This window comes from Pedobacter sp. NJ-S-72 (assembly GCF_053890575.1).
The window spans coordinates 1,572,885-1,599,400 of record NZ_CM132681.1 but is presented as its reverse complement, the minus strand read 5'-3'; the positions used below and the strand labels follow the sequence as shown (position 1 = coordinate 1,599,400).

Genomic DNA, 26,516 nt, shown 5'->3' with positions numbered 1-26,516 from the left:
TGTTTCAATGAAAAAAATGATAATCCTGTTTTTTTTTCTGTTTGTAAGTTTTTATACAAATGCGCAGGTTAAACCATACTATAATTGGAAGGGCAGTAGTCTCCCTTTGTATGCAAAGCCGAATGTGAAAAGTAATATTATGATCAACATTCCAAAAAGCGGATCAGTACAAAAAATTGATCCTGCTAAAGGATCACCGTCTTTTAATGTTGTGCTGAGTTATTACGGTAGTACTGCACTTCCAGAAAACGGTGATATATACGGTACTGGCGGTACTTTTTATGTGATGCCTGGAAATTGGGTAATGGTTAGTTATCAAGGTAAAACTGGTTATGTTCCGGATCTGTTTTTATCTCGCCTGGCTGATTTACAAAGTCTTAAAACTACTAACAACTCTTTTGAAGAAATAACAGCCGATTATCTGGCCAGGTTGTTTGGGGCTCCTGTATTAAAACATAAAAAAGAATTACCAAAAGAGAGTAAGGATGAAATTAATTATGAGAAAAGCTACCGTTATAAAAATGGCAATTATTTTTTAGCATCCTTTAGCTATTTTGAAGAAGGTGGCCCGGGCGGTGAAACCTATAAACTCTTTCTGAAAGGATTAAAAAAACATGAAGCAGTCTTGTTATTATTAAAGTTAACTTCCTATAATAACACGATTGACAATGTTAAAAAAACAAAAAAGAGGCAGGTGACTAATAGCCCGTATGACCAGTTTAGCTGGTGGTATAATAAAGGAGATAAACAAGATCAAAATGTTGACCTGGAATTCTTCTATGAGCAGGAGGGTGGTTCGTCAAAGGTTACACTTAAAGAAACAAAAGATGGCGTGATTGTCTCTTATGGTTTTGGTGGATGTTAATCTTTTCATAGGCATCATAGACTAAATCAGGAGAACGTTTGGTGATTTGTACAGAGTTTAATGAACAGTACAAATGGTATAGGGGTACACAGTGGTAAAAGAATTATTGTCGATATTAGTTTCTCCTTATGGAACCAGTTATGTCTTTGGATAATCGCACAGGTGCTTAAACCCTATGAGGGCCAGGATCCAAAACAAAAGCAGCTGATAAAGATAATAATCAGTCTCATACACTGAACCAGTGTTAGCTAGTCCTTCCAGGTACATATTAATAAATAAGTATCCCAAAACCAGCCAGGTTAATGTACGATTCAATTTCATTTTCAAATATACATTCTTAGAACTGTGCAGATGTCGAAAATTGGAATAAACCCAAATATGCAGGTTGGTAGCTGAGTTAACAATAAAAAGTATTATTTTGCTCAGGATGAGAAAGTATTTAATGTTTTCAGCTATTGCTTTAACAATGACCGGATGTTCAAGTGAACAAACAGACAAATTGTTGCTCGAAAAAGATCGTATAGCATTGGTCAAAAGCCTGACATCTGATAAAATCATAGTTTGGAAGTTTGTTAAAATGGGGTTGCGTGCCTCTGCTGTGAAGGATACGACTATGCCTGCTTACCGCGAGCATGCTAAAGAATTATCAACTGTATCTCAGACTATCGATCGATAAAATGAAAGCTGGAGAAAAAAGCATATCATTCGTTGATGCTGCTTTATTATATCGTGATTATAGCAGGATTAAAGATTTTGTGATCAGAACAGACGAAGATATTTTTCCTCCTTTACTAGATGGACTGCAACCGGGAAAGGTTCCTGTTCGTCGTGCTGAGGCTGATAAGCTTGTATTACAAAATGCGGAACACGCTATTCTGAGTATGGTTGCATTAGCTGCAAGAGATCTGGGAATGGAAATATCTCTATATGAATGCAGTAAAACCCAGCCAGATAAATTACCGGATAGTGAAATAAAAACATTATTACAGTTTGTACGTGGTTTATTGTTTTTTACAAATAAATTTCATTACCTGTCTGAGGATGAGCTTAGCAATAATATAAAATGGCTTGATAATCAGCCTCATGTTGATTTACCTTATACAAGATCATTTTTTTTTAATTGGGGGAAATTTAATAATGAACAAACGCATATTGCTTTTCATGGTTTAAATCATGTTTTCAGAGGATTGGATCGTTTAATGATGAAACGTGATATTGATGAAGAAAGAGCATTGGATGATTTTGAAATTTTCCTGACTGATGCACATCAATTGGGGATTCAGAATGAAACAGTGTTGAGTATAGAAAGCTATGTATATATTAAAAGAGGAAAGAATGCTCAGGCAATAGCTTCACTGAATAAGCTTAAAAAAAGCCCTTTGCTTTCTGAAAGTGAAGGAAAGTCTATACAAGAATCTATTGACTATTTAAATGAAAGAAAACCTGATGCCAAACTTAACCTTGTTTATGACAAGTTCTTTATAGGTAAAATAGCAACCCGGCAAATGCTGGTCATTCTGGCGAAAATTGACTGGAAAAAACTGTTAAAAGAAAATAACATTAAACATACCGATCATATCTTTGATACGATTGATCAGTTTGAGGTTATCAATACTGAAATGCAGAAAATGACTGATCCTAAATCTCTCATGGATAAGGGTAATGATTTAAAGGACAAGGGAAAGAGATTATTAGAGAAAGTTCCCGGTCTATTCTAAAAAACAAGACGTAATTGAAAAAAATATTAGTAGTGCTTATGCTTTTTATTACCTGTGGTATAAAAGCACAGATGAAAAAAGAAAATATAATCCGTATAAACAAATGGGCTTGTACAAGCTGTGATACATTAATTTTAAAACCAGGTAAACCGACATTTATCTTTCATAATATACCTGCCATCATTAGTGATGATGAATTTCGCCATGTGCAGCAATTAAAAGAAAGCGATTTGAATGATTTATCTATTGATTATAAATTTGATCTTTCTGCTTTATCTTATGCAAAACGGGAGTGGAATGAGCTTCATAAATATTTTCCTAAAGAGAAGTTCAATTATAAATATCTTTTCAAACATACTTATCTCAAAGTCGTGAACGGCAGTGCAGAGACTGTAAATATGCTGACGTTGCCTGATGAGTACAAGGGGTTTATTTATTGGAGTGGTAAACCAAGAGATAAAATTCTTAAAAGTGAGAAGATGTATCAGTTAACAGAGCTTGTTGCAAAACAGAGGAAAGCTAAATTTCGTTCTGCCTATATGCTGAAGAATGAACTGGACTCTATGGCCATTGTACATTACAGGACTGTATTCAGCCCGACCAGCGCAGCCGCCAGGCAGGCTATGTTTCTTGCTGTCAATCTAAATTATAAGGATCATTATCTGCCGCTGCAGCTTTTTAATCTTAAAGGTGTTAAAGAGATGAAACTAATTAACGATACTCATCATTATATGAATATCATTTTAGATTTTAATGATAAAGGACAAGTCACAAATATGCTTAATGCATTGGGTACCGTATCAATTGAATACAAAAATGATGCACCTTATTTGTTTACAGAGAATTCCGTACCGTTTCAGGAATTTAGTTATTCCGGAGATACAGTTATTATTGCTAATAAATGGAATCACAAACTTGATCGATACACAATGGCCGGTGATTTTTATTTTAAAACAAGATCTATCTGCTTTATGAACCAGTTCCATTTAGGAAAGAATTGGTTTTAAGCCAGAATGAGTTAATTAAACAAGCTAATGGTAGTGTGGAACTTGACTTGCAAGCTAATAATCCAAATGGGGATGTACTGGATATGCTGACAAGGCCAGCTGTTAATGAAGAGTCTCAGCCAATGCTAACTTATGTAAGTTCGACAAAAGGAACATTACCACTTACTATTAAATACAAGATATATTACGATTCTAAGTTCAGTGAGCTAACTGAGGTACAATTTATAGATGCTAAAGGAAACTTGGTTTTAGATAAAACAATTGATGGAATAAGACGTCGTCATATTTTTAAAATGAAAGATGGCAGACCAGTTAGTCTTACTATTAAAACACAAATCATGTCAGAGGATGGAGAAACTGTTGTTGATGAAATGAAAAATATCAAAAAACAAGTAATTAATTTCAGTTATCTGTATTTTAAAGATTAAACAGGTTCATTACACCTGTTTAATGATTTCAAGACTTATTTACTGGAATTCTCCTGATACAGTTTTCTCAGTTTACTATTCTTTTTCCCGTAAATGAAGTAAAATATAATACCAATCGCCATCCAGATAAAAAGACGTTCCCAGCTTTCTATAGGCAGGCCAGCCATCAAACAAACACATACCACAATTCCCAAAATTGGAATAACCGGTACAAAAGGAACTTTGAATGATCTTGGTATTTCAGGGTTTGTACGTCTTAAAATGATCACACCCAGCGCTACTAATGAGAAAGCAAATAAGGTTCCGATACTAACCATATGACCCAAATCTGAAATTGGGACTAAACCCGCAAGCAGGCCTACAAAAACAAGAAAGAAAAGGTTGCTTTTCCATGGTGTTTTAAAGCGGGGATGAATATTACTGAAAAACTCAGGTAATAACCCGTCCTTTGACATGCTGTAGAAAACGCGGGACTGACCTAATAACATAACCAGAATTACTGATGTATACCCGGCAAGGATCGCTATAATTAGCGCACTGTTTAGAAAATGATAGCCAGTTACTGCAAATGCAGTAGCAGCAGGGCTGGCATCCCCTTTAAATGCTGTATATGGGGCTAAACCAGTCATGACATAAGAGAATGCTACGTAAAGTACCGTTGCTACTAATAATGATCCGATAATTCCGATAGGCATATCTTTTTGAGGGTTCTTAGCTTCCTGAGCGGCAGTCGAAACAGCATCGAAACCGATAAATCCGAAAAAGACAACTGCTGCACCTCTGATAATTCCAGACCAGCCGAAATGTCCAAATTCCCCTGTATTTTCAGGAATAAACGGACTGTAATTAGTTGTATTGATGAAAGACCAGCCAAGGGCGATGAAGAGTAGAATAACGCCTATTTTTAGAATCACCAGTAAATTATTAATCGTTGCTGATTCTTTCGTTCCTTTAACCAGAACAAGAGAGAGCACTACAACAATAAATACAGCCGGAAGATTTATAATTCCACCTTTTAGCATATAGTTCCGTCTGCTAATTTTATAACATCAAAAGGTGAACCTGTTAATTCTGGTGGCAGTTTAATGTGTAATTGTGCCAGTAATTTAGTGGCGTAACTAGACCAGCTTACCGCAACTGTTGCAGAGGCGAGCGCATATTCAAGTACCAGATCCCAACCGATAATCCAGGCCATAAATTCTCCTAAAGTTGCATAAGTATAAGTATAGGCTGAACCAGCTACAGGTATCATGGAAGCATATTCTGCATAACAAAGTGCACAAAAAGCACAGGCAACTCCGGCGAGAATGAAAGAAAGAATTACAGCCGGGCCGGCATTTTCCGAAGCGACAATGCCGGTTAATGAGAATATACCAGCTCCAACGATTGCACCAATACCCAATGCAATCAGATTATAAGGGCCTAATGTGCGGGTTAGCCCATGTTCACCATTGTTTTTTTGTTCCTCTATGAGCAGATTTATTGGTTTCTTGAATAACATATTTAATTTTTAATGGATTAGCGCTGTATGACATAAGGAGGGCAAATGTATAAATATTATATTTAAACTACTAAAATAGTAGTCTTTGTTGTTCTCAATAAATTAGCTAAGGTTTTATATTCGTTTTACCTGGATATTAAATCGGGGTTTCTTATTATATTTAGATAGACTTAACCAAAAATCTTATTATTATGAGTTTTTCAAATGCTGTAAGCTGGTTCGAAATACCAGCCAATGATATTAACCGGTCGCAGAAATTTTATGAGACTATTTTTGATATGCAAATGATCCCTATGGATATGCCTGATTTTGAAATGCGGCTGTTTCCAATAAAAGATCCGATGGTAGGAGTAGGCGGTGCTTTAGCCAAAAGCGAGGGTTTTCATAATGTTTCAGCTGATAGCGGTACACTGATCTACCTGAATGCCAATCCTGATGTTCAGATCGTACTAGATAGAATTGAAGCTGCAGGAGGAAAGATTCTTGTTCCTAAAACAGAAATTAGTCCGGATTATGGACATATATGGCTGTTTTTTTGGATGTTGAAGGGAACAGAGTCGCTTTGCATTCAATCCCTCCAGGCACTTAACACTATAAATTTATTGGTTCCTGACGCCGGAATTATCGGTAAAAGACTTCAAAATCTTTTACCGAATAATTTTCGGGAAGTTTTCTGTTGATCAGCAAATGAGACGCGACTCCTCCAATGGCATCAGAGCACATCGCAGAATATCCGTTGCAACCACTGGCTACATATAACCCAGGCTGGTTTGTTTCACCAATATATGGTCTTCCGTGCACGGATCGGTTAATGATACATCGTTTGGTCAAATATGCTATGGGTTCAATCTTTGGTAAGATTTTTAAAAGTTCTTGTTTTAATCTATTGATAAACTGATCACTATTACCCTTTCTAAACCAATGCTGAACCTGTTTAATATTGTCAAAATAAATATCCTCAGGCATATTACAACCCATTTTTATATAATAGTTACCATCGGGGTATTGAACTGGCTTAATCAGATAAATCCCTTCAGTTGTCCCATTGTCAATTTCATATAACAGAGAGGGGAGTTGCGCTAATTCTTTTGCTTGCTCAAGGTTTAGTCTTGCTAATAAGATAATTTCATTTTTTAGCTTTAAATCTAATTTCTGAGCAGAAAGGTTGAAAAAGTTCACAAATGATCCTGCGGCCAGCAAAATTTTAGGAGCATGATAAGTATTCCCTTCGTTGGATTTAACTGAATATCCACGGTTATGATGGGTGATATCTAAAACTGTGTCACTAAAGTTTACTCCTTTATTTTTCTCAAAAATGGATAATTGTGCTTTCAGTAACAAACGTGGATTAATCAAACCTGCGGGGGATTTTTCTAGCAAGCCCTGGGAAATTTCCGGGAAATGATAGTCATTAAAGTCTCTGGAGATCGCTGCACCACTGGAGTAAGAAGTATAATTCAACTTAAAATTACTGGCCAGAAATGCTGCTTTATTAAGATAGTCGTCTTTCCCGGCTGGGTTTATATATATAAGCAGCCTACCGTATCCTGAAAGTTGATACCACTTTGTTCTTGTATTGATCGGTATTGTTTGACTGATTCCAGGTTTAGATTTGTCCATACTTTATCTTTACCAATCAACCGCTGCACACGGGCCTGATCGTAGTGGCTGGCAAATACAATGGATTTATTGTAGTTTAAAGGCTCATCCGGGCCTATAATTGCAATTTTTTTATTTGTTAAAGAGAGATATTTAGCAGCAGCCGATCCAACTAAGCCTTTACCTATAACTATGATATCGAATTCATTCATTTCTTTTGATTAAGCCCGATTTCAATATAATTATTTATTTCAATAGGATTTACTATATTTTCTGAATCAGATTAGAAATTAAAACGCCAATTTATGTATTGCTTTTAAACCCCTTTTGGAAACTTATCTGCTATTAGATTAAGGTTAATACCATGTTCCACCAATTCCAGGAACTAAAAAGAGAAAGAATCTGGAAGATAACGTAGGAGCAACAGATCTAACGCTAACTTCTGCGGATTTAAAAGCCATTGATGACTTGCTTTTACGTTATCCAAATACCGGGTCACGTTACGGAGAAGCGGCTTTAAAATACGTAGATAAATAGAAACAAAATCACTTGACTATTGTTATTAGGAGCGCTGGGGAATTCAGAGATAGTTTTTAATTAAATGATAGTCTATGAACATAATATCAGGTGCATCGGGACAAGTTGGATTAGCAATAGCTGCTGATCTGGTCAAAAGAGGACAGCCGGTTAAAGGGATCATCAGGGATGAAAAAAAAGCAGTTAAACTCATAGAAATCGGTGCGAATGTGGCTATCGGTGACGTACATGATGATAAATTTTTAAAAGAGTCCTTTCAGGATGGGGAAACACTTTTTGTTTTAACACCCGAAGATGGGGAAATAGAAGATGTTTTGGGTGATACCAAAATCATCCTTGATAATTATAGAAAGGCAATTATTGATTCGCCAATTAAAAAAAAATTGTTGGTTTGTCTTCCATGGGGGCGCAATATAAAAACCATAGTGGAAATCTAAAGATGTCGTATATGCTTGAACATGAATTTTTAGATCTCGATGTTAAGCAGATTTTTATACGCCCGGCTTATTACTATAGTAATTGGCTTCCTTATCTGAGGCAAGCAGAAAAGGAGGGTGTTTTACCGACGTTTTTTCCGGTTGGGCTGGCCATTCCAATGGTTTCACCTCATGACGTAGCAAAATTATTGGCAAAAGTTATTGCAGATGATCATGGCGACCGTAAGATTTATGAAATAGAAGGTCCGGTCCGGTTAAGTTCCAGTGATGTTGCTGCGGTATTTTCTGAGATCCTGGGAAAGGAAATCACGGCTTCACAAATTCCGAAAGACGATTGGTCAGAGATATTGGCAGCATTGAAGTTCTCAAAAGATGGGATAAAGAATTTTATTGAAATGACAGAAACGGTGGTGTCCGGCAAATCTAATCCAGAAGGGAACGGTACGATTACTGTTAAGGAAAGGAGACTTTGAAACAATTTATTGAAAAAGCAATGGTCAAAAATGAATAAAAATATAACCTTATCTTTGTGGGGTTATTTAATACTACCTTTTTTTGATGATTCTTTCAAGTGAACAACTTTTTCAATCTGTATTTAATTATGCAACGCTTCCAATGCTTGTGGTTAATGCAGATGATTCGGAGCTTATTATAATTGCGCATAATAAACAACATAAAATAATAAGTAATACCCTTGACAGGGATGTTACAGGTGCTAAAATCAGCGAAGTGTTTGAATCTTTATCAGATGCAAAAGATCTTGCATTATTTATTGATAACCTGGCTTTGTCAAAAGCAAAAAAAGAAGTAATTCAACTGCCTTTTTTTAAGTTTACTTCAATTGAGAATACGGCGGATATTCCAGGTCAAAGAGCCTGGCGTATAGAAATTATACCTGTACTGAATTTAGTTAATGATGTAGAATATCTGCTTTCGATATGGCACAGTATTGATAACGATAATCATATAGAAATTTTGCCTGTTACTAAAACACAGCTTGGAGAAGAACTCGTTGCTGCGAATGAGCAAATCGAAACAGGCAATGAGCAATTAGAGGTGGCAACAGAAGAAATAGAGGCTATTAATGATGAGCTAGCTCAAACACAGGAAAAGTTAAATAAGCTAAGTCAGCAATTAGAAGAAAAGGTTAACCAGCATGCTGATGGTAATTCAGATAAAAAACCTGAAATTGAAACTCAGAAAGACAGGCTTAAAAGATTCTTAATGCAGGCTCCAGCTGGTATTTGCGTATTGGATGGCCCTGAATTTATATTTGAGTTGATTAATCCTTCTTTTCAGGAGTTATTTCCTGGCCGTAATCTTATCGGAAAAACATTTGTAACGGCATTACCTGAAATTAAAGGGCAACTCATGTGGGATATTTTGCAGGAGGTCTACGCCACCGGAGAAACTTTCCAGGGAAGTGAAATGCTGATTCCACTTGCAAAAGAAGAGACGGAAATGCTGAAGAACGTTATTTCAATTTTATATATCAGGCTAGGTTCGATTCAAAAGGAGTTATAGACGGCATTCTGTTGTTTGTCTATGAAGTTACCGATATGGTATTGGTCAGATTGGAAGTAGAAGAAAATGAACAACGTTTTCGTCTGCTTTTAAACGCGATTCCACAAATAGCCTGGACGAATACCATTGATGGGGAGATTAATTTTTACAACGAACAGTGGTACAGTTATACAGGAATCAGTACTGAAGGGGATCAGCATATGACTTTGCAGGATATGATGCATCCTGAAGATCTGAAAAATCATTCAGAAAGATTTAAAGCTATTCTGGACAGTGAAGATAGTGGGTATTACGAAGCTCGTTTGAAAGATGAGAATGATGATTATAAGTGGTATTTGATTAGAATGCAGCCTATTAAGGATGATGTAGATGCTGTATTGCTGTGGATTGGAACTGCAACTGATATCAATGACCTCAAAATATATTGCAACAGCAAAAGGATGATTTTATTAGTATTGCGAGTCATGAATTGAAGACCCCTGTAGCTTCACTTAAAGCTTCAATGCAGTTATTAGACCGGATGAAACACAATTCTTCTGAAAAAATGCAAAGCTTAATAGGTTTGGCTGGTAGAAGTGTTGAGAAGGTGAGTGGCTTGATAAATAATCTGTTAGACCCTGTTCAGTTAGCTGAAGGGGGGATTGTTCTTAAAAAGACTTCCTTCAATTTATCCAGCCTGCTAGAAAGCTGCTGTCAGCATGTATTTAATGGTGATCAGAATAATACTGTAATTACTGGTGACAAAGATTTACTGGTTACTGCTGATCAGGAACGCATAGATCAGGTAGTGGTTAATATGCTTACTAATGCTGTTAAATACGCTCCTGAGTCAAAAGAGATTCTGGTCAATCTGGAAAAGATAAATAATACAGTTAAAGTATCTGTTACGGATAAGGGCCCCGGAATCCCTGCTGATAAAATTCCTTATTTATTTGATCGTTATTATAGAGTAGAAGAGTCTAAACAGCCTGGTTTAGGTTTAGGGCTTTATATCAGCTCAGAAATTATCTCAAAACATGAAGGGAAAATTGGCGCAGATAGTGAAGTAGGGGTAGGTAGTACTTTTTGGTTTATTTTGCCTCTTTAAGTTTTAATTGATCATTAGAAGTTCCTGGTATAAAGGTTTTAGTTCTGGTGTCGATTTTTGTTTAGCTGAATTTTTTTTCTATTTACTTAAATATCAAAGATGTCTTTTAACGTGGGACCAAAACTCCGGCTCGAATTTAATTTTGTCCCTTCAAGATCGTTCATGATAAAAAAGAAAGCTCCGTTGAAACCTCTTTTTATTTCTTTGATCAAATCAGAATTAATAATTGTACTTCTGTTGATTTTGACAAATTGATCCGGTAGCTTTTCGGCAAGAGATGTTATCGTGAAATCTGTCAGACTTCTTTTCCCATCTACAGTATTCAGGAAAACATATTTTTCTTCACATCAATATATACCAGATCCTGAATCTTGATTAACAGAATTCTATCACCTATTTTGACTGTTAGTGTTTTAATCTCCTTTTTTATTTTAAGCTGCCGCATTAATAAGTCCAGAGGGATGTTGTAATCCGGTTCCTGTTGCTTTGTTTGTAATCTCTTAACAGCTTTTGCCAGTCTTTCGTCTTCTATTGGTTTCAAGAGATAATCGATAGACTCTTCCTCAAAAGCTTTTACGGCATATTGATCATAGGCTGTAGTAAAAATTACTTTTGGTGGTTTCGCCAGATGACTTAACATTTCAAAACCGTTCAAAACTGGCATTTCTATATCGAGAAATACTAAATCGGGGTTAAGCTTTTCTATTTGCTGCAAACCCTCAGCACCATTGGCTGCTTCTCCGATAATATTGATACAATCATGGACTGAAAGCAAGCGTTTAAGACGTTTTCTTGCCAGTTCTTCGTCGTCTATAATTATTGTGTTCCACTGCTTATCCATGTGTAAAGGGAATAATGATCTTTATTTGTTTAACTGGTTGATTAAGAATTTGAACTTCATAATTATCGTTGTAAAGTAATTGAAGCTTTTCATAAGTACTTTGCAAGCCATATCCGGTTTCCAGTTCTTCTGGAAAAGGAATGCCATTATCAATAATTGAGATCATAATTTTATCTGTTTTCTGTATTTCAATACGTAACAAGGCATGATCTGCTACATTTTTTAAGCCGTGTTTTAACGCGTTCTCTACTAATGGCTGAATCAGAAACCTGGGGATTTTATCATTTAATAATTCTTCGTCAACTGCAATTACGAAATCAATCCGGTCTCCGAATCTTACTCTTTCAATATCAAGATAAGTACTCACAATTTCCATTTCTTCCTGCACGGTAACGAGGTTTTCCTGATTTTGATTGATACTGTATCTGAATAGTTTTGAAAGCTGAATAGTCATACGTTCCGCTTTGTCCGGGTCTTCATGGACTAAGCTGGCAATTGCATTTAGAGAGAGTTATAGAGAAAATGAGGATTAATTTTTGATTGGAGTGTAGCCAGCTCTGCCTGTGTTTTCATTTGGCTTAACTTCAGCATATTGATGTTTTTCTCTTCTAATTTCGCATTCATCAATCTTTTTTGAGAAGTGTAAACATGAATAACTGTACAGACAATTACAACGACAACAATACTGAAACGGGCATCTTCGAGATGTAAGAAATGATACTCCTGATTAAAAAGCAATGCTTTAATCAGGTATATCATTTCTATAGCAATTAACATCCCTATTATACTTGATAGATAATATACGATTAGAAACAGCCATCCTTTTCCTTTAGTCAGCTTTAATACTTTCTGAGTAATATATATACTGTTGACTATGCAAAAGGCGATAACTGTACTGAACAACATCTGGTAGGTAAGGCCTTTCATCCCAATCCACCCACCTTTAAAGGCGCTAATTAAAACTGAAAGGATCAAACCTATTCCGGCTCCAACAGCCAGATTGTAAAGGTTTAGCCTTAGCCAGCTAATGGAGCTAAAATTATTCAGACTTTTATCCGGGTCCTGTCCTTTACCGCCATTATCTAAAATATTCATTTATTTACATTGTGCTAATAATGCTTTTGCAGATTCTGCGCCCCAGTTAGGTTCTATAGTATTTGCGGGCTTAAATATAGCAAATTTTGCTATTGCCGATTCTAAAATTGGTTTAGCTTTTTCTTTCCCACCACCAAAAGCTTCGGGTGTGTAAAAAGTATCCTGACCTTTGATTAAATAAATGCGTGGATTTTCAGGATTGAGAGCTGTTGCCTTTTCCAGAGACTCTGCAGAATCGCTCATATAATACATTCTTGATCTTGGATCAACTGACATTTTCATAAATTGAAGGGCACCTTTCAGTGCATAGATTTCACTGTTGTTTGCTGATAGTATACCGGCTTTGTCAATTTCTAATAATGCTTTGTCCCAATATTGGTCTTTCAGTTCTTTGTCAGCTGTATTGAAACCCAGCATAAAGATTACAATAGGCTGCGTAATAAGAGGGGGTCCATTCTTTAGTTTCTACAGCTGCGATACGCTCAAAATAGTTTTCGGCTTTAATGTAATCTTCAGCTCCTTTAGCACCTGCTATCAGAGCCAGACCATTTTTTGTGGCCTGTACAAATTTTGAATCGGTGTTTTGAGCAAAGCTGTTTAAGCCAATAAGGACAAGAATGAATGTGATCGATTTTGTTAGATTTTTCATGATGATTTGTTTATATGTATGTGATATTTATTTTATTATTTTTGTAAAGGTCTTATCTGACAAAGGTGTTGTCGCCAATTGTAAGTAGTATTCCTACCAGGAAATCTCTTTTTGCTGCGGGTACAAGAGTCTGTCTGTTTAACCCATTTGCACTATACTGGTAACCATAAACCTGGTTAAATCCGGGTACGTTGTTGATGTTCAGATAAAGCACTGTGAACTGCTTGAAAATATGAGTAAGGTAGCTTGCATTTATATTTAACTAAGGCTATTGTAGGTTTGAGTTTTATCAGCTAAGTAGACCGGATTATTTGGGTTAACATAAGGTCTGCCAGATGCAAATGAATACGTCCCGCCAAATTGAGTATGTAAGGATTCAATAAAGTGTTTGTAAACAACAGAGACCGTATGTTTGGCCGCGAAAGAAGGAGTGGCCATCATTGGGTAATCCCTGAAATTTCTTTTGGTATCCAGAAATGAATAGGAAACCCAGTAATCAGCATTTCTGATACTTTTTTTGTCTCTCCAGTATAACTCAAAACCCTTTGCGTAACCGCTGCCTGAATTATCAGGATTACCATTGTTTAATTTAGTCAGACGATTATAATCTTTATAATATCCTTCAATTCTAAAGTTCCTGTCTGGTGTATTGATTTCATATTTAAGGATATAATGGTCAGCGTGCTCAAATCCAGTCGGTTTGATAACAAGGTACTCGTCTTCTGGATTTTGATAAAAGCGTCCATAAGCAAAAGATAACTGTGAATGGCGCTTGTTTTTAAACCTAAAGATGTTCTTGGTGCCAGGTTGTATTTTTGCAGGTAAGAAGAATATTCCCCTCTCAAACCTAAGCGTGCGACAATTTTATCGGTTAAAAATAAATCAGTCTCAGCAAATCCTGAGCTTACCTGATCATTATATTCTCTTGATAGTCCATTTAAGCTTTCCAGTCTTCCTGTATGAAACGTTTCTGCACCAAATTTGAAATTTGATAGCTGGCTGAAAGATTTAGTCATTGTCACTTTGGCTTCCAGCAGATGATCCTGACGGCTATATTTGTCAATGGTCATTAAACCCGCATCGCGGTCTTTATTATAAGCGAATCCCGTTTCCACTTTCCATCTGTCGCCAAAGTATTCTTTATAAGTAGAATTGATATATATGTTCAGGTTATGATTGCTGAAATATTTTGGGGTAGCGGGCGTGTCAATATTAGCCGTGTACAGCGCTAGGTTGGTTCGGCTATAGGATGCATAAATTTTTTGAATCCTGTTTCTGAGGTTTTCGATTTGTACTGAATATTGCCTCCCAATTGTTCGGGAGCTTTAACATAATCATGATTTTGTTTAATGAGGCTATAAATAGGTGAAAGATTGTAATAATAACCGCCAACTGTAATTGAACTATTTTTGAATCTTATGTTTTGATCAATACCTCCGCCAACAGATAATAATGATATCCCGGTTGTTGTTTTTTCGGGCAGATCAGTGCTTTCCAGAACCAATGCTGAGGATAGTGCCTGGCCGTATTCAGCAGAATATCCGCCAGCAGAAAAAGAGGTGCCTTTAAATAGAAAAGCAGATAAACGACCTCTTGATGCCTGATCAGGAACCGTTGCATTAAACGGGCTTTTAACCAGCATTCCATCAAAATAAGTTTTCGTTTCTGAGGCAGAACCACCTCTCACAAAAAGTCCGCTTTCGGAAAAAGAAGTTTGTGCGCCTGGCAGGGATTGCATTGCAGCGAATATATCTGCGCGGGAACCGGCAATAGTTGCAATATCCATGGAACTTAATATGGCACCTTTTCTTTTATCACCAGTAATAAAGGAACCTGCGCTGATACTTACCGTTTGCAATAAATTAGGTGCTTCTTTAATGGTCAGGTTAATTGTTATGTTTTCTTTACCGAGATTAATCTGAACAGAATCTTTCTCGAAATTTAAAGCAGAATACTGTAGGAATCTTAAACCAGTTTCTGAAGTAGTGAAGATGAATCTTCCTGTACTATCCGTAGATGTACCATCATAGCTGTTCCTTAAGCTGATATTAGCATTGGCTACAGGTATGCCTTTGGTAGTCTTTAGTACACCTGAAATTTTTGTTTGTGCTTTGGTCAGGGTGAAAAAGAAAAGGAAGAAGAGTGTTAATTTAATAGGTTGCATAGCGTTTGTCTTTAATTACAGAACGAATATGGCGGGTAATGTGACGGAAACAATGGCAAAGCCGACGAGCGGTAGTATTAACAGGATGAGTGGTGATATTTTTTAAGGAAAATCGCTACATTTCTACGCGATTTTAAATTAGGAAAGAAAAATATTTAATAACACATATCTAAGATGGAATATACCAAAACCTATAACAATTGAATTTTTGCTTAAATTGGTTCAGGGAGTTTGATTTATAGCAGGACTGTAATACTTCTTCCTGAACCAGAAAGCGAGATTGACCAGAGCAATAAGTGCCGGGACTTCTACTAATGGGCCAATTACTCCGGCAAAAGCCTGACCTGAATTAATTCCGAAAACGCCAATGGCAACAGCAATAGCCAGTTCAAAATTATTGCCTGTAGCTGTAAATGCGATGGCTGTACTTCTTGAATAATCGGCTCCAAAATATTTCCCGGCAAAAAAGCTAAGGGTGAACATGATAGAGAAATAGATGACAAGCGGTATTGCAATACGTATAACGTCAAATGGGATCTGAACAATTAAGCTGCCCTTCAGGCTAAACATGACTACGATGGTAAATAATAACGCAATTAATGTGTGACTGGTGAGATTAGAGGTGCAAACTTAGTCTGGAACCACTCTTCGCCTTTTATCAGAATCAGCGTGTATCTGCTGATTACACCCATTGCAAAAGGAATACCAAGGTAAATAGCTACGCTTTTTGCAATTTGCGCAATAGTAATATTAACTTCTAAACCTTTAAGGCCAAAATATGGAGGTAATACAGTAATAAACATGTAAGCGAAAACACTGTATAATAATACTTGAAAGATGCTGTTTAAGGCGATCAGGCCTGCTGCATATTCTCTGTTCCCATCTGCAAGTTCATTCCATACAACAACCATGGCAATACATCTGGCTAAACCAATTAAGATCAGCCCGATCATATATTCAGGATAGTCCCTTAAAAAGGTAATCGCCAGAAAAAACATTAAAAGAGGGCCAATTACCCAGTTTAGAATAAGTGAAATACTTAAGACTTTGGTGTCTTTAAATACTTCACCCATTTTTTCATATTTAACTTTTGCTAATGGTGGATACATCATTAAGATGAGACCAATAGCTAAAGGTATATTCGTTGTTCCGCTGGAAAATGAATTGATAAAACCTGAAGAAGAAGGCACAAAATATCCAATTCCGATTCCTGTAGCCATTGCAAGAAATATCCATAAAGTTAAATAGCGGTCTAAGAAACTGAGTTTCTTTCTGTCACTGGCAGGGGCGCAATTGCTGGCACTCATTCTGTTCTGATTTTTAGTGATTGAGTTTTTGTTTGACAAATGTTAGAGAATAATCTTTGACCATGTCCCGGACTTTTCTGAATTCCTGCATAATCTCTTCGTCAGTTCCTGTGGCTTTTGCCGGATCAGGAAAATTATAGTGGAATTTAAGCGCTTTAGAAGGGAAGTATGGACAGCTCTCTTTTGCATTGTCACAAACTGTGATGACATAATCAAAATCGATGCTGGTATATTCATTTACATTATTGGAAGTATGAGCTGATATATCGATTCCGATTTCATCCATCACTTTAACTGCTTTGGATTTTACGCCATGGATTTCAATTCCTGCACTATAAATTTCTGCTTTGTCACCGGCAAAAAATCTTAAAAAACCTTCAGCTAATTGACTCCGGCAGCTGTTGCCTGTGCATAATACTAATACTTTTTTCATATTGATGATTGAGTTAGCAACATCCGGAACCAGGTGCACACGATTGACCTTCATCGGCTAAATTGAATAATTGGAATTTTGGTTTTTCAACTGCAGGTCCACAACTTTCACCTCTTCCAATTGCTTTACACTGTGTAAAATCTGGTGTAAGGTTAACAACCAGATTTTCACCTTCAACTGTTATCTTACCCGGATACATTTGCCTGGTATCATAAGCTGAATTTCCAAATTCTATCTTTACTATGCCTAAAGGATTTAGGGGCAGAGATTTCTCTACCAGGTTAACAATTGATAATGCTTTCTGTACCTGCATAGCTCTTTCGCTGTCTTTAACTTCTGGTTCCCATAGCTGAACTATTATTTCTGTCCATGAATTCATGACGCCGCCGCAGTCTACAGAAACAATAGGTGCCTGTTTGATTTCAGTGATATGGTAAGATGCATCTACCCATTGATCTGCTGCATATTGAAATTGCAGAATCAGATCGGGGTTCTGTTGTAATGTTGTTTTAAAGTCGTTCCAGTTAGTTAATTCTGTTATATTCATAATATTGCAATTTAACGATTGATGAGGTTAAAAAAAGGTTAACAGCAGTTTGTTTCGCCTTTGTACGATCCAAGAAAAGCTCCTAATTGTAATTCTAATTGTTTCCAGACTGTTGGATTGATGCAATAGCATACGCTAACGCCTTCAATCGTCCCTTGTATAATACCTGCATTTTTAAGTTCTTTCAAATGCTGAGAAATTGTTGCTTGTGCTAAACCTAATTCTTCTACTAAATCACCACAAATGCAGGTATTTGATTTTAAGATCCTTTGCAGGATAGCTATACGAGCAGGATGTGCCATTGCTTTTAGCAATTGTGACAACTGATTTTGCTCGTCTGTAAATATTTCTGTCCTTGTAAGTCCCATAATTATATATTGCAATATTACGATGTATATTTATGCTATCCAAACGATTTCATTATTAATTTATTTTTTCAATAGATAGGTAAGTATGTTTTCAACCGTTTCATGTGAATTAGCGTAGTGTTCATCACTTAATTTGAAACCGTTGTTTTCCAGGATTTTGACTGAGCTGATATTATCAGTAGAGGGGAAGGCTGTAATAATTTCTGCCTTTATTTCTTCAAATCCATAATGAATCACAGCTTTTATAGCTTCGGTCATCAGTCCTTTGCCCTGGTATCCGGGAATTAATTCGTAGCCAATTTCGACAGTTTGTTTGGGAATATCGATATTCCACAAACAGATGGTACCTATCAGTGTGTCCTTAAGGGTGATCGCCCAATAAACGCTGCTGTTGTTTTGTATAAGCTTGTTAATCATGGCTATATGAGTTAAAGCATCAGTTATTCCGGTTGATGCTGTTCTTCCGATAAATTTGTTGACAGCAGGGTCCGAACGCAGTTCATGGATCGCCGGGGCATCAGCATCTTCCAGCTTTCTTAATTTTAGGCGTGAAGTGCTTAATTGGGGGAAATTTGAGAAATCCAGATTTTTCATCAGTATAATTTGGTTTTAATGGTGATGAAGCTATCATGTGCTACCCGATTTTGCTCATTTCGGTTGATGTTCTGCTGCACATGATGGTTTCATTGCTATTTATATTTAAGGTTCTTCTTCGTTAAGATGACTTTATGGATTAAGATAAAATGCGGTTTCCCGCTTGATTTCTTTTAAGACAAAACTGCTGCTTAAAGTAGATATATTGGATAAAGAGGAGAGGTGGGTAACCACAAAAGTGTGATAATCATCCACGTCATCAACCACAATTTTTAGTAAATAATCCTGTCCGCCAGCGATACATAACACTTCCAGGACCTCTTTAAATTGAATAACTGCTTCCTCAAAAAAATTTTAGCGTTTCGATGGATTGTTCTTTTAGCGTGACCGTGCAGAGTACAAGTAAGTGTTTGCCGAGTTTTTCCCGGTTTACTAAAGCTACGTATTTTTCAATATATCCTTCTGTTTTGAGCCTTTTGATACGCTCGTGCGTAGGAGAAACACTGAGTCCAATCTGGTGGGCAATATCTTTTGTGCTTAACGAAGAATCTTTTTGGAGGATATTTAATATACGGGTGTCCAGTTTATCTAATTTATCAATCATTGTATTTTACTGAAATAGGATTTAGTAAGTGACAAATATGATGTTTTTTACTGTGATAGCATTCTCAAACAGTTGTTTTTTCTGAATTTCATTTAATCAAAGAAAATAATATTGCATGTGTCTAATTTTGAAGAATTAAATACCATATATAGACAGACCACCAAATGAAAACACAATTAAACACTCAGGATAATGATCGTCTGAGTACTTACATGAAAATGGCTGAGGAACGCTCAAAATATTTTATCGGATATCCAATTGCGCAGGATTTCGATTATTCTGAACTATATCCGCTGCTTAAATTGCCATTGAATAACGTCGGAGATCCATGGGTTGAGTCAACCTACGATCTGAACTCCCGTTCTCTGGAGCTTGAAGTGCTGGAATTCTTCGCTGAATTATTTAACGCACCTGCAAAGAACTGGTGGGGATATGTTACTAATGGCGGTTCTGAAGGTAACTTATATGGTTTGTATGTAGCAAGAGAATTGTATCCAAATGGTATTGTTTACTATTCAGAAGCGACTCATTATAGTGTGCAAAAGAATATCCAGTTGCTTAATCTGCGCAGTATTGTGATAAGAACGCAGGCAAACGGAGAAATGGATTATGAAGATCTAAATGCAATGGTACAGATGCACCGTGATCAGCCTGTAATTATCCTGGCAAACATTGGTACAACGATGATGGAAGCTAAAGATGATTTACAGCAGATTCAGCAGATTTTGCGCAGACAGGCGATTAAAAATCATTATATCCATTGTGATGCTGCTTTAGCTGGTACGTATAGTGCTTTACTGGATCTTAAACCAGGATTTGATTTCGATAATGGTACAGATAGCATGGCTATTAGCGGACATAAATTTATCGGTTCGCCTATTCCTTGCGGACTGGTATTGGTAAAAAAGAATTATAAAGACAGAATAGGGAAGGCTATTCCTTATATCGGAACAGTAGATACGACAATTACTGGTAGCCGTAATGGTCATAGTCCTATTTTTATGTGGTATGCGATTAAGAAACTAGGTAAGGAAGGATTGAAGCAACGTGCACTCGAATGTCTGGAAATTGCAGCTTATACAGTTAAAAGCCTGAATGATATTGGTGTTAAAGCATGGACTAATCCATCTGCACTTACTGTTGTATTTCCTGCACCTTCAATTGCTTTAAGACAAAAATGGCAGATTGCAACTGAAGATGGTAATAGTCATGTGATTTGTATGCCTGGCGTAAGTAAAGCACAAATCGACCACTTTGTGGCTGATTTAAAAGAAGACCTGGTTGCGAAAGCACCGGTTATAGGTTAGTTAATAAGTTAATTCAGAAGGCAGAGAATGTGGATTCTCTGCCTTTACTTTTTTTCCACCGGATCAATTTGATCTGTATCAGTTCTGCGATAAACAAGGACCTCTCTGTCACCATCCTCCCCATTCTTTTTCTTCAATTTTCTTTTGGTAGCGATCAGCTTTTTTTTCTGAACCAGGTAGTTCAATTTCTGAGAAATCTGTTTGCTTGTGAGGTTTTTCTTGTCTTCTTTGCAGGCTTCCTTTACTTGCCAGACGTATACTGATTTCTCAAATAATGAGGTGTATAATAATGTATGCTCAATGTAATAGGCGTCTTTCATTGTAGCTTTAGTCTCAATAAAAAATTCCGGATTGCCTGAATACAATTCATAAAATTCAAGTAGTGCGGCAGATTTTCTGATTTGAGCAGGGATTTCGAAGTTGAGATTGAGGATTTGTGCCCCCCATGTAATTTAAATCCCGCACCAATTTTATCCGCTATTTCTCCTGTAATATTTCTTGTTCCGTTGAGCAGGGCATATAAATGGCTGTCTGAAATTTTAGTGAATTCAGCTAAGCCAGTTCTCTCTAATCCAGCTACTTCCATAATTCTGAGCAAGCGTGTTCTGATTGCCTTGTTATAATCAGATGTGTTTTGATCATCCATGATCAAAAGGAATAAATAATTAGTCCTAAAAATTATTCAAATAATTTGCATTCTAATTTTATAGTCGTATATTTACTATATGATTTTACTTAAATAGAAATTATAATGATATAAAGAGACATAATAATAAATATTTTTTGAAATACTTTATTTTTTTTTAGGTATTGTGTCAATGATCTCATTTACAAAAACTGATTTAAATATCAGGAGAGATGATAGATTATACACTGTTACATCTCGTGCAATCCTATGTCAGGCTGTGTTTATGCTGGCTTGGTAAGGTAGCGCATCGGTTGGCTAGCTCTCTTCATAGAGTGAATCTGACTAAAAGACTCGTTATATTATTCAAATATAAATGAGAATCACTAATACGCATAATTTAATTTAAACGGGCTGTCGTTGAAAACTCATGTAATTATGGGTTTGAAACTGATCTGCTTATTCATTAGAATAAGCTTAATGGGCTTGCTTTTTCAGAATTCTGGTAAATCTTAAATATATCACTTCAAAATGAATGTAAAAAACGTCAAAATCATTGAACCACCTGATTGATCATTAGTAAATAGCCATGAGCTGGCTGTTAATTTTCTTTATCCTGAACCGGGGATAAGGATGTCAACCAATTATCAATTTTAATCGAAACCACAATGAAAAAATTAACGATAAACATCGTACTGGCTCTGCTATGCCTAAATTTTAATGGCTATACACAGCAGGATAAACCTGTTGTTCCAAATAAAAACGGGCTGCAGATAGGGCAGAAGGTACCGGATATTCTGCTGAAAAATATGCATAACTATAAAAAAACAAAAACGGCTAAGATCTCAGATTTTGAAGGAAAGTTACTGATCCTTGATTTCTGGGCTACCTGGTGTTCTCCTTGCGTGGCTATGCTGCCTAAAATGGATTTGCTGCAGCGCAAATTTGATGGAAAGCTGCAGTTCCTGTCTGTGACTTATCAGGCGGAAAAGGAAGTATTGCCTTTTCTGACCCTCTTTACAGAACAGCAGAAAGCAGGGTATACCATTCCCTCAATTTTTGAAGATCAGGATCTTCATCTTTTATTTCCCCATCAGCAATTGCCACATTATGTATGGATAGGGCCGGATGGGATAGTGAAGGCTATTACGGGGGATGATGAAATAACGGAAGCGATTATTACAGAAAGTCTGACTAATAAAACTATGAAGCTGGCTGTGAAAGCTGATGTGATCAGTAAAGTGCCTTTCGACCGTACAAAACCATTCTTAATCAATAATAACGGTGGTGATGGAAAGAATCTGGTCTATCATTCAGTCTTTGCCGGGTATAGTGATGATCTGGGCAATGGTGGTTTTTTCGGGCCATCTACCCGTACACAAGGTAAGCGGGTGGTCATATTTAATAGTAGTATTCCATGGTTCTATAAATGTGCCTACGGTGAAGGAAGTTTTAAATTCAACAATAGTAATCGTGTTGTATTTGAAGTGAGAGATGCTGGTAAATTGAACTGTGATATGGAAGGTGCGCCTGCAACGGAATGGATGAAGCAGGGAAACGTATTCACTTATGAGTTATTTGTTCCTGCTTATATGGCTAATCAGTTCTTTCAGATTATGAAAGAAGATTTAAAACGATTCTTTCCTCAATATAAGGCAAAGGTAGAAATGCGAATGGTTAAATGTCTGGCACTTACCCGGACAACTTCAGATGATAAGATCAAAACAAAAGATCCTTTGGCTAAGCCAGTTATGGATTTTGATCCGACCGGAATGAAACTCGAAAATATTTCCCTGGAGGCTTTTGTTGATCAGCTGCAGTTTTTCTATCAGCAACTTCTCCAATGCCGATTATTGATGAAACTCACTATAAAGGCAAAGTTGACATCTTGATTAAAGGTGGTTTGGGAAATATGAATAAGGTTAATGCAGCAATCAAGGAGTATGGATTGCAGTTTAAAGAGGTAGAACGAAAGCTGGAAATGCTCATCATAAGTGATACTATGAAGGAACCTCTATCTAATAAAAAAGGTGAAAAACAGCTGATTAAATAAATCATGATCAGATGTATCTGTATTTTGCTGAGTTTGCAAATACTTGCATTAGCAGGTATGGCTCAGCAGCCTTTAAGAGGTAAAGTACTATCTGGAGAAGACCAGTCAGTTTTGGTTGGTGCAATTATAAAGATAGATCCGGGTAACAAGGTATATGTTACTGGTGATAAGGGAGAATTTACTATACATGCTCCAGATGGGGCTCGTGATTTTTATTTCAGCTATGTGGGATATAGATCAAAAAAAATCACACTGGGGTTTCCATACCCCAATGATCTGATAGTCAATTTGGAAAGAGAAGAGAATCAACTGAAAAACATTGTCGTCAGTACTGGTTATCAAAAAATAGCTAAAGAACGGACTACTGGATCTTTCTCGGTAGTCAATAATAAACTATTTAATAGAAGTGTAGGTACGGATGTGCTTAGCAGACTGGCTGATGTGGTTCCGGGGTTGATCTTTAATAAGAATACGACTACTGCACAAAGAGAAAACAGCATTAGCATTCGCGGACAGAGTACCCTTTTTGCTAATAAAAAGCCATTGATTGTTATCGATAATTTTCCTTATGAAGGTGATATCAATGATATTAATCCAAATGATGTAGATAACATAACTGTTTTAAAGGATGCGGCGGCGGCCTCAATCTGGGGGGCCAGAGCTGGTAACGGTGTTATCGTAATCAATACAAAACAAGGAAAATACAAACAGCCGCTAAAAATATCATTTAATGCGAATGTGGTAACAAGCGGAAGACCTGATCTTTTTTTTGAACCTAAAAATGACTTCTGCAGATTATATCGAAATGGAGCAAAAATTATTTAACCAGGGGTTCTATAAAAATGTGGAAAATTCGCTTATCAATGCTCCGATATCACCCGTAGTTGAATTGTTGATTGCAAAAAGAGATGGTAAAATAGAGGGAAAAGAGGCTGATGGTCAGATCAGCGCTTTAAAAGATCAGGATGTAAGGCGGGATATCAGCAGGTATTTATACCGGAACAGTTTTAATCAGCAGTATGCAATCAGTATAATGGGTGGCGAAGATAATCAGCGTTTTAATTTATCTGTCGGTTATGATGAGAATAAGAGCAGTCTGGTAGGTAATGGATACAAAAGACTCAGTTTAAATGCGAATCATACATTCAAAGTATTGAAAGATAGGATGGAGTTGACGACGGGTGTTTATTTTACAAATAGTAAAACTGAGAATAACAATAGCGGAGAGTCTGCTATCAGATTCAACAATTCATCTGTTTATCCTTATGCACGATTAGCACGATTAGCTGAGACCGGGGTAATCCTCTTAGTATAACAAGTGGCTACAGACAGTCATTTCTGACATCCTCAGTGAAAAAAGGGTTTTTGGATTGGAATTTTAATCCTCTGGAGGAGATCAATCGGATCAAAAATGATAATAAGGCTAGTGATTACAGACTTAACTTTGGGATAAACTATAAATTATTCCCCACTTTAAGAGCTGAGGTTTTGTATCAGTATACCCGCAGTAACAGCGAATATAATATTCAGCGATTAGCTGACAGTTACTATACCCGTAATTTGATTAACAGTTTTACTGCTATAAATCCTGATGGAAGCCTGACCAGAAATATTCCTTTAGGTGATATATTGGATAAAAGCTATTCAGAAACTAACCATCATAATTTCAGAACCCAGTTGAACTTTAATCAAAACTGGAGTAGTAGCCATCAGTTAACTGCATTAGGAGGTTACGAAATTAACAATATGAACAGCAGGAGTAATTCATATCGTTTATATGGTTACGATAACGTTCACGCAATTAGTAAACCGGTAGATTATATAAATCGGTTTCCGCAATCTTATAATGAAGATAATCTTATACAGGTACCCAATAGTGAAATGGGAAATGATTTAACTGATCGCTTTTTATCTTTTTATGCCAATGCTGCTTATACGTGGAGGCAAAAGTATTCGCTGACCGTCAGTAGCAGAATAGATCAGAGTAACCTTTTTGGGGTGAAAACTAATCAAAAAAGCGTTCCCTTATATTCAGCAGGAATAGGATGGAATATTGATCGGGAGAAATTTTATAAATTGACCTGGCTTCCCTACTTAAAATTGAGATTGACTTATGGTTATAATGGAAATATTGATAAAAGTATTTCTGGCTATACAACCGCTAAGTATGAAAATGGTAGTGGGACCTACACAGGTTTACCTTTTGCCCGTATTATAAACCCTCCGAATCCAGAGCTGAGATGGGAGAGGGTTAAAATTATTAATGTGGGGCTGGACTTTGGAGGTAAAGGAAACACTTTCTCCGGGACTATTGATTTTTATCATAAGTATGGTCTGGATCTGATAGGCAATGCACCGTTCCCCAGCTCTACCGGTGTGGCCGTTTTTAGAAGTAACACCGCCAGTACAAGATCCAAAGGTGTAGAATTAACGGTTAATAACAGGAATATTGATAGAGCGTTCAAGTGGGATACAAATCTCATTTTCAATTACAATAAAGAAGTGGTTAGTCAATATGATGTTAAAGTATTAGTTGCTAATTACCTCGCTGGTAGTGTTGACGGCAGCTTTCCGATAGTTGGTCAGCCTTTGTATGCTATTTACAGCTATAAGTGGGCTGGCTTAAATGGTAATACAGGGGATGCGCAAGGGTATCTTGATGGGAAGGTTAGTAATGATTACGATAAGATTGTTCAAAACACCAAATTAGAAGAAATCATTTATAATGGGCCGTCCCGGCCTAGTTACTATGGAGCAATCAGAAATACATTCTCTTATAAAAACTTCTCTGTTTCCGCCAATGTGAGCTTTAGGTTAGGGTATTATTTTAGACGTAATTCAGTCAATTATAGTAATATCCTTCAGGGAATGGGTGGGCATGGAGATTTTGGCAAGCGATGGCAGAAGCCCGGGGATGAGAAATTTACACAAATTCCTTCATTGCCAGCAGTTAGAAACTTCAACCAGAATGATTTTTACGCATATTCTGAGGTATTGGTAGAAAAGGGGGACCATTTTCGTTTGCAGGATGTGAAGATAAGTTATGATTTTTCAAAAGAGAATATCAAGACCTTACCATTTATGCATGCTCAGATTTTTATCTATGCGAATAATATTGGTCTGATCTGGACTGCAAATAATAAAAATATTGATCCGGATTATCAATATATACTATTACCAAGAACTATTGCTTTGGGTTTGAAAATTGATTTTTAATGATATAAAT

General features: G+C 36.6%; 39 protein-coding genes and 1 pseudogene. 17 read left to right on the top strand and 23 right to left on the bottom strand.

Annotated features, from left to right (window positions below; all coding sequences use genetic code 11):
* Positions 1 to 7 precede the first annotated feature (7 nt).
* The 5 genes from ACWYN3_RS10620 to ACWYN3_RS10600 all read left to right on the top strand — a co-directional run bounded on the left by ACWYN3_RS10620 (position 8) and on the right by ACWYN3_RS10600 (position 4,018).
* A complete protein-coding gene (locus tag ACWYN3_RS10620; RefSeq protein WP_456221126.1) occupies positions 8 to 865 on the top strand; it encodes a hypothetical protein in 858 nt (285 codons plus the stop codon).
* Between the two features lie 427 nt (positions 866 to 1,292).
* Positions 1,293 to 1,541, top strand: coding sequence for a hypothetical protein (locus ACWYN3_RS10615; protein WP_456221125.1), 249 nt, complete (start codon positions 1,293 to 1,295; stop codon positions 1,539 to 1,541).
* Position 1,542: 1 nt separating this feature from the next.
* A complete protein-coding gene (locus ACWYN3_RS10610; protein ID WP_456221124.1) occupies positions 1,543 to 2,583 on the top strand; it encodes a hypothetical protein in 1,041 nt (346 codons plus the stop codon).
* Between the two features lie 71 nt (positions 2,584 to 2,654).
* Positions 2,655 to 3,590 carry a hypothetical protein gene (locus tag ACWYN3_RS10605; RefSeq protein WP_456221123.1) on the top strand — a complete coding sequence of 312 codons (936 nt, stop codon included), beginning with the start codon at positions 2,655 to 2,657 and terminating at the stop codon, positions 3,588 to 3,590.
* Between the two features lie 35 nt (positions 3,591 to 3,625).
* A complete protein-coding gene (locus tag ACWYN3_RS10600) occupies positions 3,626 to 4,018 on the top strand; it encodes a hypothetical protein (protein WP_456221122.1) in 393 nt (130 codons plus the stop codon).
* 35 nt (positions 4,019 to 4,053) lie between these two features.
* On the opposite strand, the gene ACWYN3_RS10595 is transcribed toward ACWYN3_RS10600, so the two are convergent.
* Together ACWYN3_RS10595 and ACWYN3_RS10590 are read right to left on the bottom strand one after the other, a co-directional pair.
* Positions 4,054 to 5,040, bottom strand: a complete 987-nt coding sequence (locus ACWYN3_RS10595; protein ID WP_456221121.1) for an APC family permease — start codon at positions 5,038 to 5,040, stop codon at positions 4,054 to 4,056.
* Positions 5,034 to 5,519, bottom strand: a complete 486-nt coding sequence (locus tag ACWYN3_RS10590) for an amino acid permease (RefSeq protein ID WP_456221120.1) — start codon at positions 5,517 to 5,519, stop codon at positions 5,034 to 5,036. Before ACWYN3_RS10590 ends, ACWYN3_RS10595 begins: the two co-directional genes overlap by 7 nt.
* Before the next feature lie 191 nt (positions 5,520 to 5,710).
* Between ACWYN3_RS10590 and ACWYN3_RS10585 the strand changes: the two genes are divergently transcribed.
* Positions 5,711 to 6,199, top strand: a complete 489-nt coding sequence (locus tag ACWYN3_RS10585; protein ID WP_456221119.1) for a VOC family protein — start codon at positions 5,711 to 5,713, stop codon at positions 6,197 to 6,199.
* On the opposite strand, the gene ACWYN3_RS10580 is transcribed toward ACWYN3_RS10585, so the two are convergent.
* Complete coding sequence (locus ACWYN3_RS10580; RefSeq protein ID WP_456221118.1) at positions 6,141 to 6,980, bottom strand: FAD-dependent oxidoreductase; 840 nt, start codon at positions 6,978 to 6,980, stop codon at positions 6,141 to 6,143. The two genes, ACWYN3_RS10585 and ACWYN3_RS10580, sit on opposite strands and share 59 nt — an antisense overlap.
* A 59-nt stretch (positions 6,981 to 7,039) precedes the next feature.
* Complete coding sequence (locus ACWYN3_RS10575) at positions 7,040 to 7,330, bottom strand: hypothetical protein (protein WP_456221117.1); 291 nt, start codon at positions 7,328 to 7,330, stop codon at positions 7,040 to 7,042.
* Positions 7,331 to 7,729: 399 nt separating this feature from the next.
* On the opposite strand from ACWYN3_RS10575, the gene ACWYN3_RS10570 reads away from it, so the two are divergent.
* The 5 genes from ACWYN3_RS10570 (at position 7,730) to ACWYN3_RS10550 (ending at position 10,703) form a co-directional block, all read left to right on the top strand.
* Entirely contained in the window at positions 7,730 to 8,092 is a 363-nt protein-coding gene (locus ACWYN3_RS10570) for an NmrA family NAD(P)-binding protein (protein WP_456221116.1), read from the top strand.
* 11 nt (positions 8,093 to 8,103) lie between these two features.
* Positions 8,104 to 8,565: a hypothetical protein gene (locus ACWYN3_RS10565; RefSeq protein WP_456221115.1), complete on the top strand. Its 462-nt coding sequence runs from the start codon at positions 8,104 to 8,106 to the stop codon at positions 8,563 to 8,565.
* Between the two features lie 85 nt (positions 8,566 to 8,650).
* Positions 8,651 to 9,616, top strand: coding sequence for a PAS domain-containing protein (locus ACWYN3_RS10560; RefSeq protein WP_456221114.1), 966 nt, complete (start codon positions 8,651 to 8,653; stop codon positions 9,614 to 9,616).
* An 11-nt stretch (positions 9,617 to 9,627) separates the two neighbouring features.
* Entirely contained in the window at positions 9,628 to 10,089 is a 462-nt protein-coding gene (locus ACWYN3_RS10555) for a PAS domain-containing protein (protein WP_456221113.1), read from the top strand.
* Entirely contained in the window at positions 10,086 to 10,703 is a 618-nt protein-coding gene (locus ACWYN3_RS10550) for a sensor histidine kinase (RefSeq protein WP_456221112.1), read from the top strand. The genes ACWYN3_RS10555 and ACWYN3_RS10550 overlap by 4 nt, the downstream gene beginning before the upstream one ends.
* An 86-nt stretch (positions 10,704 to 10,789) precedes the next feature.
* Here the strand turns inward: ACWYN3_RS10550 and ACWYN3_RS10545 are convergent, their stop codons facing one another.
* The 17 genes and pseudogenes from ACWYN3_RS10545 to ACWYN3_RS10465 all read right to left on the bottom strand — a co-directional run bounded on the left by ACWYN3_RS10545 (position 10,790) and on the right by ACWYN3_RS10465 (position 19,305).
* Positions 10,790 to 10,987, bottom strand: coding sequence for a LytTR family DNA-binding domain-containing protein (locus ACWYN3_RS10545; RefSeq protein ID WP_456222951.1), 198 nt, complete (start codon positions 10,985 to 10,987; stop codon positions 10,790 to 10,792).
* A 38-nt stretch (positions 10,988 to 11,025) separates the two neighbouring features.
* Positions 11,026 to 11,544 carry a LytR/AlgR family response regulator transcription factor gene (locus ACWYN3_RS10540; protein ID WP_456221111.1) on the bottom strand — a complete coding sequence of 173 codons (519 nt, stop codon included), beginning with the start codon at positions 11,542 to 11,544 and terminating at the stop codon, positions 11,026 to 11,028.
* Positions 11,537 to 11,998, bottom strand: coding sequence for a sensor histidine kinase (locus tag ACWYN3_RS10535; protein ID WP_456221110.1), 462 nt, complete (start codon positions 11,996 to 11,998; stop codon positions 11,537 to 11,539). Before ACWYN3_RS10535 ends, ACWYN3_RS10540 begins: the two co-directional genes overlap by 8 nt.
* 47 nt (positions 11,999 to 12,045) lie before the next feature.
* Positions 12,046 to 12,639: a hypothetical protein gene (locus tag ACWYN3_RS10530; RefSeq protein WP_456221109.1), complete on the bottom strand. Its 594-nt coding sequence runs from the start codon at positions 12,637 to 12,639 to the stop codon at positions 12,046 to 12,048.
* Positions 12,640 to 13,056, bottom strand: a complete 417-nt coding sequence (locus ACWYN3_RS10525) for a hypothetical protein (protein ID WP_456221108.1) — start codon at positions 13,054 to 13,056, stop codon at positions 12,640 to 12,642.
* The gene (locus tag ACWYN3_RS10520; RefSeq protein ID WP_456221107.1) at positions 13,034 to 13,288 is read right to left on the bottom strand and encodes a hypothetical protein; all 255 of its coding nucleotides are present in this window, start codon (positions 13,286 to 13,288) and stop codon (positions 13,034 to 13,036) included. Before ACWYN3_RS10520 ends, ACWYN3_RS10525 begins: the two co-directional genes overlap by 23 nt.
* Positions 13,289 to 13,340: 52 nt before the next feature.
* The gene (locus ACWYN3_RS10515; RefSeq protein WP_456221106.1) at positions 13,341 to 13,502 is read right to left on the bottom strand and encodes a hypothetical protein; all 162 of its coding nucleotides are present in this window, start codon (positions 13,500 to 13,502) and stop codon (positions 13,341 to 13,343) included.
* Between the two features lie 44 nt (positions 13,503 to 13,546).
* Entirely contained in the window at positions 13,547 to 13,729 is a 183-nt protein-coding gene (locus tag ACWYN3_RS10510; RefSeq protein ID WP_456221105.1) for a hypothetical protein, read from the bottom strand.
* A gap of 152 nt (positions 13,730 to 13,881) precedes the next feature.
* Positions 13,882 to 14,403 carry a hypothetical protein gene (locus tag ACWYN3_RS10505; RefSeq protein WP_456221104.1) on the bottom strand — a complete coding sequence of 174 codons (522 nt, stop codon included), beginning with the start codon at positions 14,401 to 14,403 and terminating at the stop codon, positions 13,882 to 13,884.
* A gap of 113 nt (positions 14,404 to 14,516) precedes the next feature.
* Positions 14,517 to 15,452, bottom strand: a complete 936-nt coding sequence (locus tag ACWYN3_RS10500; protein WP_456221103.1) for a carboxypeptidase-like regulatory domain-containing protein — start codon at positions 15,450 to 15,452, stop codon at positions 14,517 to 14,519.
* 222 nt (positions 15,453 to 15,674) lie between these two features.
* Positions 15,675 to 16,759, bottom strand: a pseudogene (arsB, locus tag ACWYN3_RS10495) (ACR3 family arsenite efflux transporter).
* 13 nt (positions 16,760 to 16,772) lie between these two features.
* The gene (locus ACWYN3_RS10490) at positions 16,773 to 17,192 is read right to left on the bottom strand and encodes an arsenate reductase ArsC (protein WP_456221102.1); all 420 of its coding nucleotides are present in this window, start codon (positions 17,190 to 17,192) and stop codon (positions 16,773 to 16,775) included.
* Between the two features lie 13 nt (positions 17,193 to 17,205).
* Positions 17,206 to 17,739 carry a DUF6428 family protein gene (locus tag ACWYN3_RS10485; RefSeq protein WP_456221101.1) on the bottom strand — a complete coding sequence of 178 codons (534 nt, stop codon included), beginning with the start codon at positions 17,737 to 17,739 and terminating at the stop codon, positions 17,206 to 17,208.
* 38 nt (positions 17,740 to 17,777) lie between these two features.
* The gene (locus tag ACWYN3_RS10480; RefSeq protein WP_456221100.1) at positions 17,778 to 18,107 is read right to left on the bottom strand and encodes an ArsR/SmtB family transcription factor; all 330 of its coding nucleotides are present in this window, start codon (positions 18,105 to 18,107) and stop codon (positions 17,778 to 17,780) included.
* A 60-nt stretch (positions 18,108 to 18,167) separates the two neighbouring features.
* Positions 18,168 to 18,701 (bottom strand): GNAT family N-acetyltransferase, encoded by a 534-nt coding sequence (locus ACWYN3_RS10475; protein ID WP_456221099.1) that lies wholly within the window; start codon positions 18,699 to 18,701, stop codon positions 18,168 to 18,170.
* Positions 18,702 to 18,833: 132 nt separating this feature from the next.
* Complete coding sequence (locus ACWYN3_RS10470) at positions 18,834 to 19,010, bottom strand: Lrp/AsnC ligand binding domain-containing protein (RefSeq protein WP_456221098.1); 177 nt, start codon at positions 19,008 to 19,010, stop codon at positions 18,834 to 18,836.
* Between the two features lie 34 nt (positions 19,011 to 19,044).
* Complete coding sequence (locus ACWYN3_RS10465) at positions 19,045 to 19,305, bottom strand: Lrp/AsnC family transcriptional regulator (protein ID WP_456221097.1); 261 nt, start codon at positions 19,303 to 19,305, stop codon at positions 19,045 to 19,047.
* Positions 19,306 to 19,469: 164 nt separating this feature from the next.
* On the opposite strand from ACWYN3_RS10465, the gene ACWYN3_RS10460 reads away from it, so the two are divergent.
* Positions 19,470 to 20,612 carry a histidine decarboxylase gene (locus ACWYN3_RS10460; RefSeq protein ID WP_456221096.1) on the top strand — a complete coding sequence of 381 codons (1,143 nt, stop codon included), beginning with the start codon at positions 19,470 to 19,472 and terminating at the stop codon, positions 20,610 to 20,612.
* A gap of 44 nt (positions 20,613 to 20,656) precedes the next feature.
* On the opposite strand, the gene ACWYN3_RS10455 is transcribed toward ACWYN3_RS10460, so the two are convergent.
* Together ACWYN3_RS10455 and ACWYN3_RS10450 are read right to left on the bottom strand one after the other, a co-directional pair.
* Positions 20,657 to 20,932 carry a hypothetical protein gene (locus ACWYN3_RS10455; protein ID WP_456221095.1) on the bottom strand — a complete coding sequence of 92 codons (276 nt, stop codon included), beginning with the start codon at positions 20,930 to 20,932 and terminating at the stop codon, positions 20,657 to 20,659.
* On the bottom strand, positions 20,929 to 21,258 hold the full coding sequence (locus ACWYN3_RS10450; protein ID WP_456221094.1) for a hypothetical protein: 330 nt from the start codon (positions 21,256 to 21,258) through the stop codon (positions 20,929 to 20,931). The genes ACWYN3_RS10455 and ACWYN3_RS10450 overlap by 4 nt, the downstream gene beginning before the upstream one ends.
* A gap of 647 nt (positions 21,259 to 21,905) precedes the next feature.
* Here ACWYN3_RS10450 and ACWYN3_RS10445 point away from each other — a divergent pair.
* The 5 genes from ACWYN3_RS10445 to ACWYN3_RS10425 are packed head-to-tail and all read left to right on the top strand — an operon-like array spanning position 21,906 to position 26,506.
* A complete protein-coding gene (locus ACWYN3_RS10445; protein WP_456221093.1) occupies positions 21,906 to 23,129 on the top strand; it encodes a TlpA family protein disulfide reductase in 1,224 nt (407 codons plus the stop codon).
* Positions 23,130 to 23,149: 20 nt separating this feature from the next.
* The gene (locus ACWYN3_RS10440; RefSeq protein WP_456221092.1) at positions 23,150 to 23,290 is read left to right on the top strand and encodes a hypothetical protein; all 141 of its coding nucleotides are present in this window, start codon (positions 23,150 to 23,152) and stop codon (positions 23,288 to 23,290) included.
* Positions 23,291 to 23,293: 3 nt separating this feature from the next.
* The gene (locus tag ACWYN3_RS10435) at positions 23,294 to 24,115 is read left to right on the top strand and encodes a TonB-dependent receptor plug domain-containing protein (RefSeq protein WP_456221091.1); all 822 of its coding nucleotides are present in this window, start codon (positions 23,294 to 23,296) and stop codon (positions 24,113 to 24,115) included.
* Positions 24,096 to 24,605 carry a hypothetical protein gene (locus ACWYN3_RS10430; protein WP_456221090.1) on the top strand — a complete coding sequence of 170 codons (510 nt, stop codon included), beginning with the start codon at positions 24,096 to 24,098 and terminating at the stop codon, positions 24,603 to 24,605. The genes ACWYN3_RS10435 and ACWYN3_RS10430 overlap by 20 nt, the downstream gene beginning before the upstream one ends.
* Before the next feature lie 35 nt (positions 24,606 to 24,640).
* Positions 24,641 to 26,506, top strand: coding sequence for a TonB-dependent receptor domain-containing protein (locus tag ACWYN3_RS10425; protein WP_456221089.1), 1,866 nt, complete (start codon positions 24,641 to 24,643; stop codon positions 26,504 to 26,506).
* Positions 26,507 to 26,516: the final 10 nt, after the last annotated feature.

Coding starts and splice junctions, on each gene's coding strand:
- ACWYN3_RS10485 (WP_456221101.1), bottom strand. CDS start 17,739: ATGAATATAACAGAATTAACTAACTGGAACGACTTTAAAACAACATTA.
- ACWYN3_RS10620 (WP_456221126.1), top strand. CDS start 8: ATGAAAAAAATGATAATCCTGTTTTTTTTTCTGTTTGTAAGTTTTTAT.
- ACWYN3_RS10610 (WP_456221124.1), top strand. CDS start 1,543: ATGAAAGCTGGAGAAAAAAGCATATCATTCGTTGATGCTGCTTTATTA.
- ACWYN3_RS10615 (WP_456221125.1), top strand. CDS start 1,293: ATGAGAAAGTATTTAATGTTTTCAGCTATTGCTTTAACAATGACCGGA.
- ACWYN3_RS10465 (WP_456221097.1), bottom strand. CDS start 19,305: ATGATTGATAAATTAGATAAACTGGACACCCGTATATTAAATATCCTC.
- ACWYN3_RS10450 (WP_456221094.1), bottom strand. CDS start 21,258: ATGGATGATCAAAACACATCTGATTATAACAAGGCAATCAGAACACGC.
- ACWYN3_RS10490 (WP_456221102.1), bottom strand. CDS start 17,192: ATGAAAAAAGTATTAGTATTATGCACAGGCAACAGCTGCCGGAGTCAA.
- ACWYN3_RS10525 (WP_456221108.1), bottom strand. CDS start 13,056: ATGCTGGGTTTCAATACAGCTGACAAAGAACTGAAAGACCAATATTGG.
- ACWYN3_RS10570 (WP_456221116.1), top strand. CDS start 7,730: ATGAACATAATATCAGGTGCATCGGGACAAGTTGGATTAGCAATAGCT.
- ACWYN3_RS10530 (WP_456221109.1), bottom strand. CDS start 12,639: ATGAATATTTTAGATAATGGCGGTAAAGGACAGGACCCGGATAAAAGT.
- ACWYN3_RS10590 (WP_456221120.1), bottom strand. CDS start 5,519: ATGTTATTCAAGAAACCAATAAATCTGCTCATAGAGGAACAAAAAAAC.
- ACWYN3_RS10440 (WP_456221092.1), top strand. CDS start 23,150: ATGAATAAGGTTAATGCAGCAATCAAGGAGTATGGATTGCAGTTTAAA.
- ACWYN3_RS10560 (WP_456221114.1), top strand. CDS start 8,651: ATGATTCTTTCAAGTGAACAACTTTTTCAATCTGTATTTAATTATGCA.
- ACWYN3_RS10455 (WP_456221095.1), bottom strand. CDS start 20,932: ATGAAAGACGCCTATTACATTGAGCATACATTATTATACACCTCATTA.
- ACWYN3_RS10540 (WP_456221111.1), bottom strand. CDS start 11,544: ATGGATAAGCAGTGGAACACAATAATTATAGACGACGAAGAACTGGCA.
- ACWYN3_RS10500 (WP_456221103.1), bottom strand. CDS start 15,452: ATGCAACCTATTAAATTAACACTCTTCTTCCTTTTCTTTTTCACCCTG.
- ACWYN3_RS10520 (WP_456221107.1), bottom strand. CDS start 13,288: ATGAAAAATCTAACAAAATCGATCACATTCATTCTTGTCCTTATTGGC.
- ACWYN3_RS10445 (WP_456221093.1), top strand. CDS start 21,906: ATGAAAAAATTAACGATAAACATCGTACTGGCTCTGCTATGCCTAAAT.
- ACWYN3_RS10435 (WP_456221091.1), top strand. CDS start 23,294: ATGATCAGATGTATCTGTATTTTGCTGAGTTTGCAAATACTTGCATTA.
- ACWYN3_RS10535 (WP_456221110.1), bottom strand. CDS start 11,998: ATGACTATTCAGCTTTCAAAACTATTCAGATACAGTATCAATCAAAAT.
- ACWYN3_RS10575 (WP_456221117.1), bottom strand. CDS start 7,330: ATGAATGAATTCGATATCATAGTTATAGGTAAAGGCTTAGTTGGATCG.
- ACWYN3_RS10585 (WP_456221119.1), top strand. CDS start 5,711: ATGAGTTTTTCAAATGCTGTAAGCTGGTTCGAAATACCAGCCAATGAT.
- ACWYN3_RS10565 (WP_456221115.1), top strand. CDS start 8,104: ATGCTTGAACATGAATTTTTAGATCTCGATGTTAAGCAGATTTTTATA.
- ACWYN3_RS10510 (WP_456221105.1), bottom strand. CDS start 13,729: ATGATGGCCACTCCTTCTTTCGCGGCCAAACATACGGTCTCTGTTGTT.
- ACWYN3_RS10605 (WP_456221123.1), top strand. CDS start 2,655: ATGAAAAAAGAAAATATAATCCGTATAAACAAATGGGCTTGTACAAGC.
- ACWYN3_RS10460 (WP_456221096.1), top strand. CDS start 19,470: ATGAAAACACAATTAAACACTCAGGATAATGATCGTCTGAGTACTTAC.
- ACWYN3_RS10480 (WP_456221100.1), bottom strand. CDS start 18,107: ATGGGACTTACAAGGACAGAAATATTTACAGACGAGCAAAATCAGTTG.
- ACWYN3_RS10475 (WP_456221099.1), bottom strand. CDS start 18,701: ATGAAAAATCTGGATTTCTCAAATTTCCCCCAATTAAGCACTTCACGC.
- ACWYN3_RS10430 (WP_456221090.1), top strand. CDS start 24,096: ATGGAGCAAAAATTATTTAACCAGGGGTTCTATAAAAATGTGGAAAAT.
- ACWYN3_RS10595 (WP_456221121.1), bottom strand. CDS start 5,040: ATGCTAAAAGGTGGAATTATAAATCTTCCGGCTGTATTTATTGTTGTA.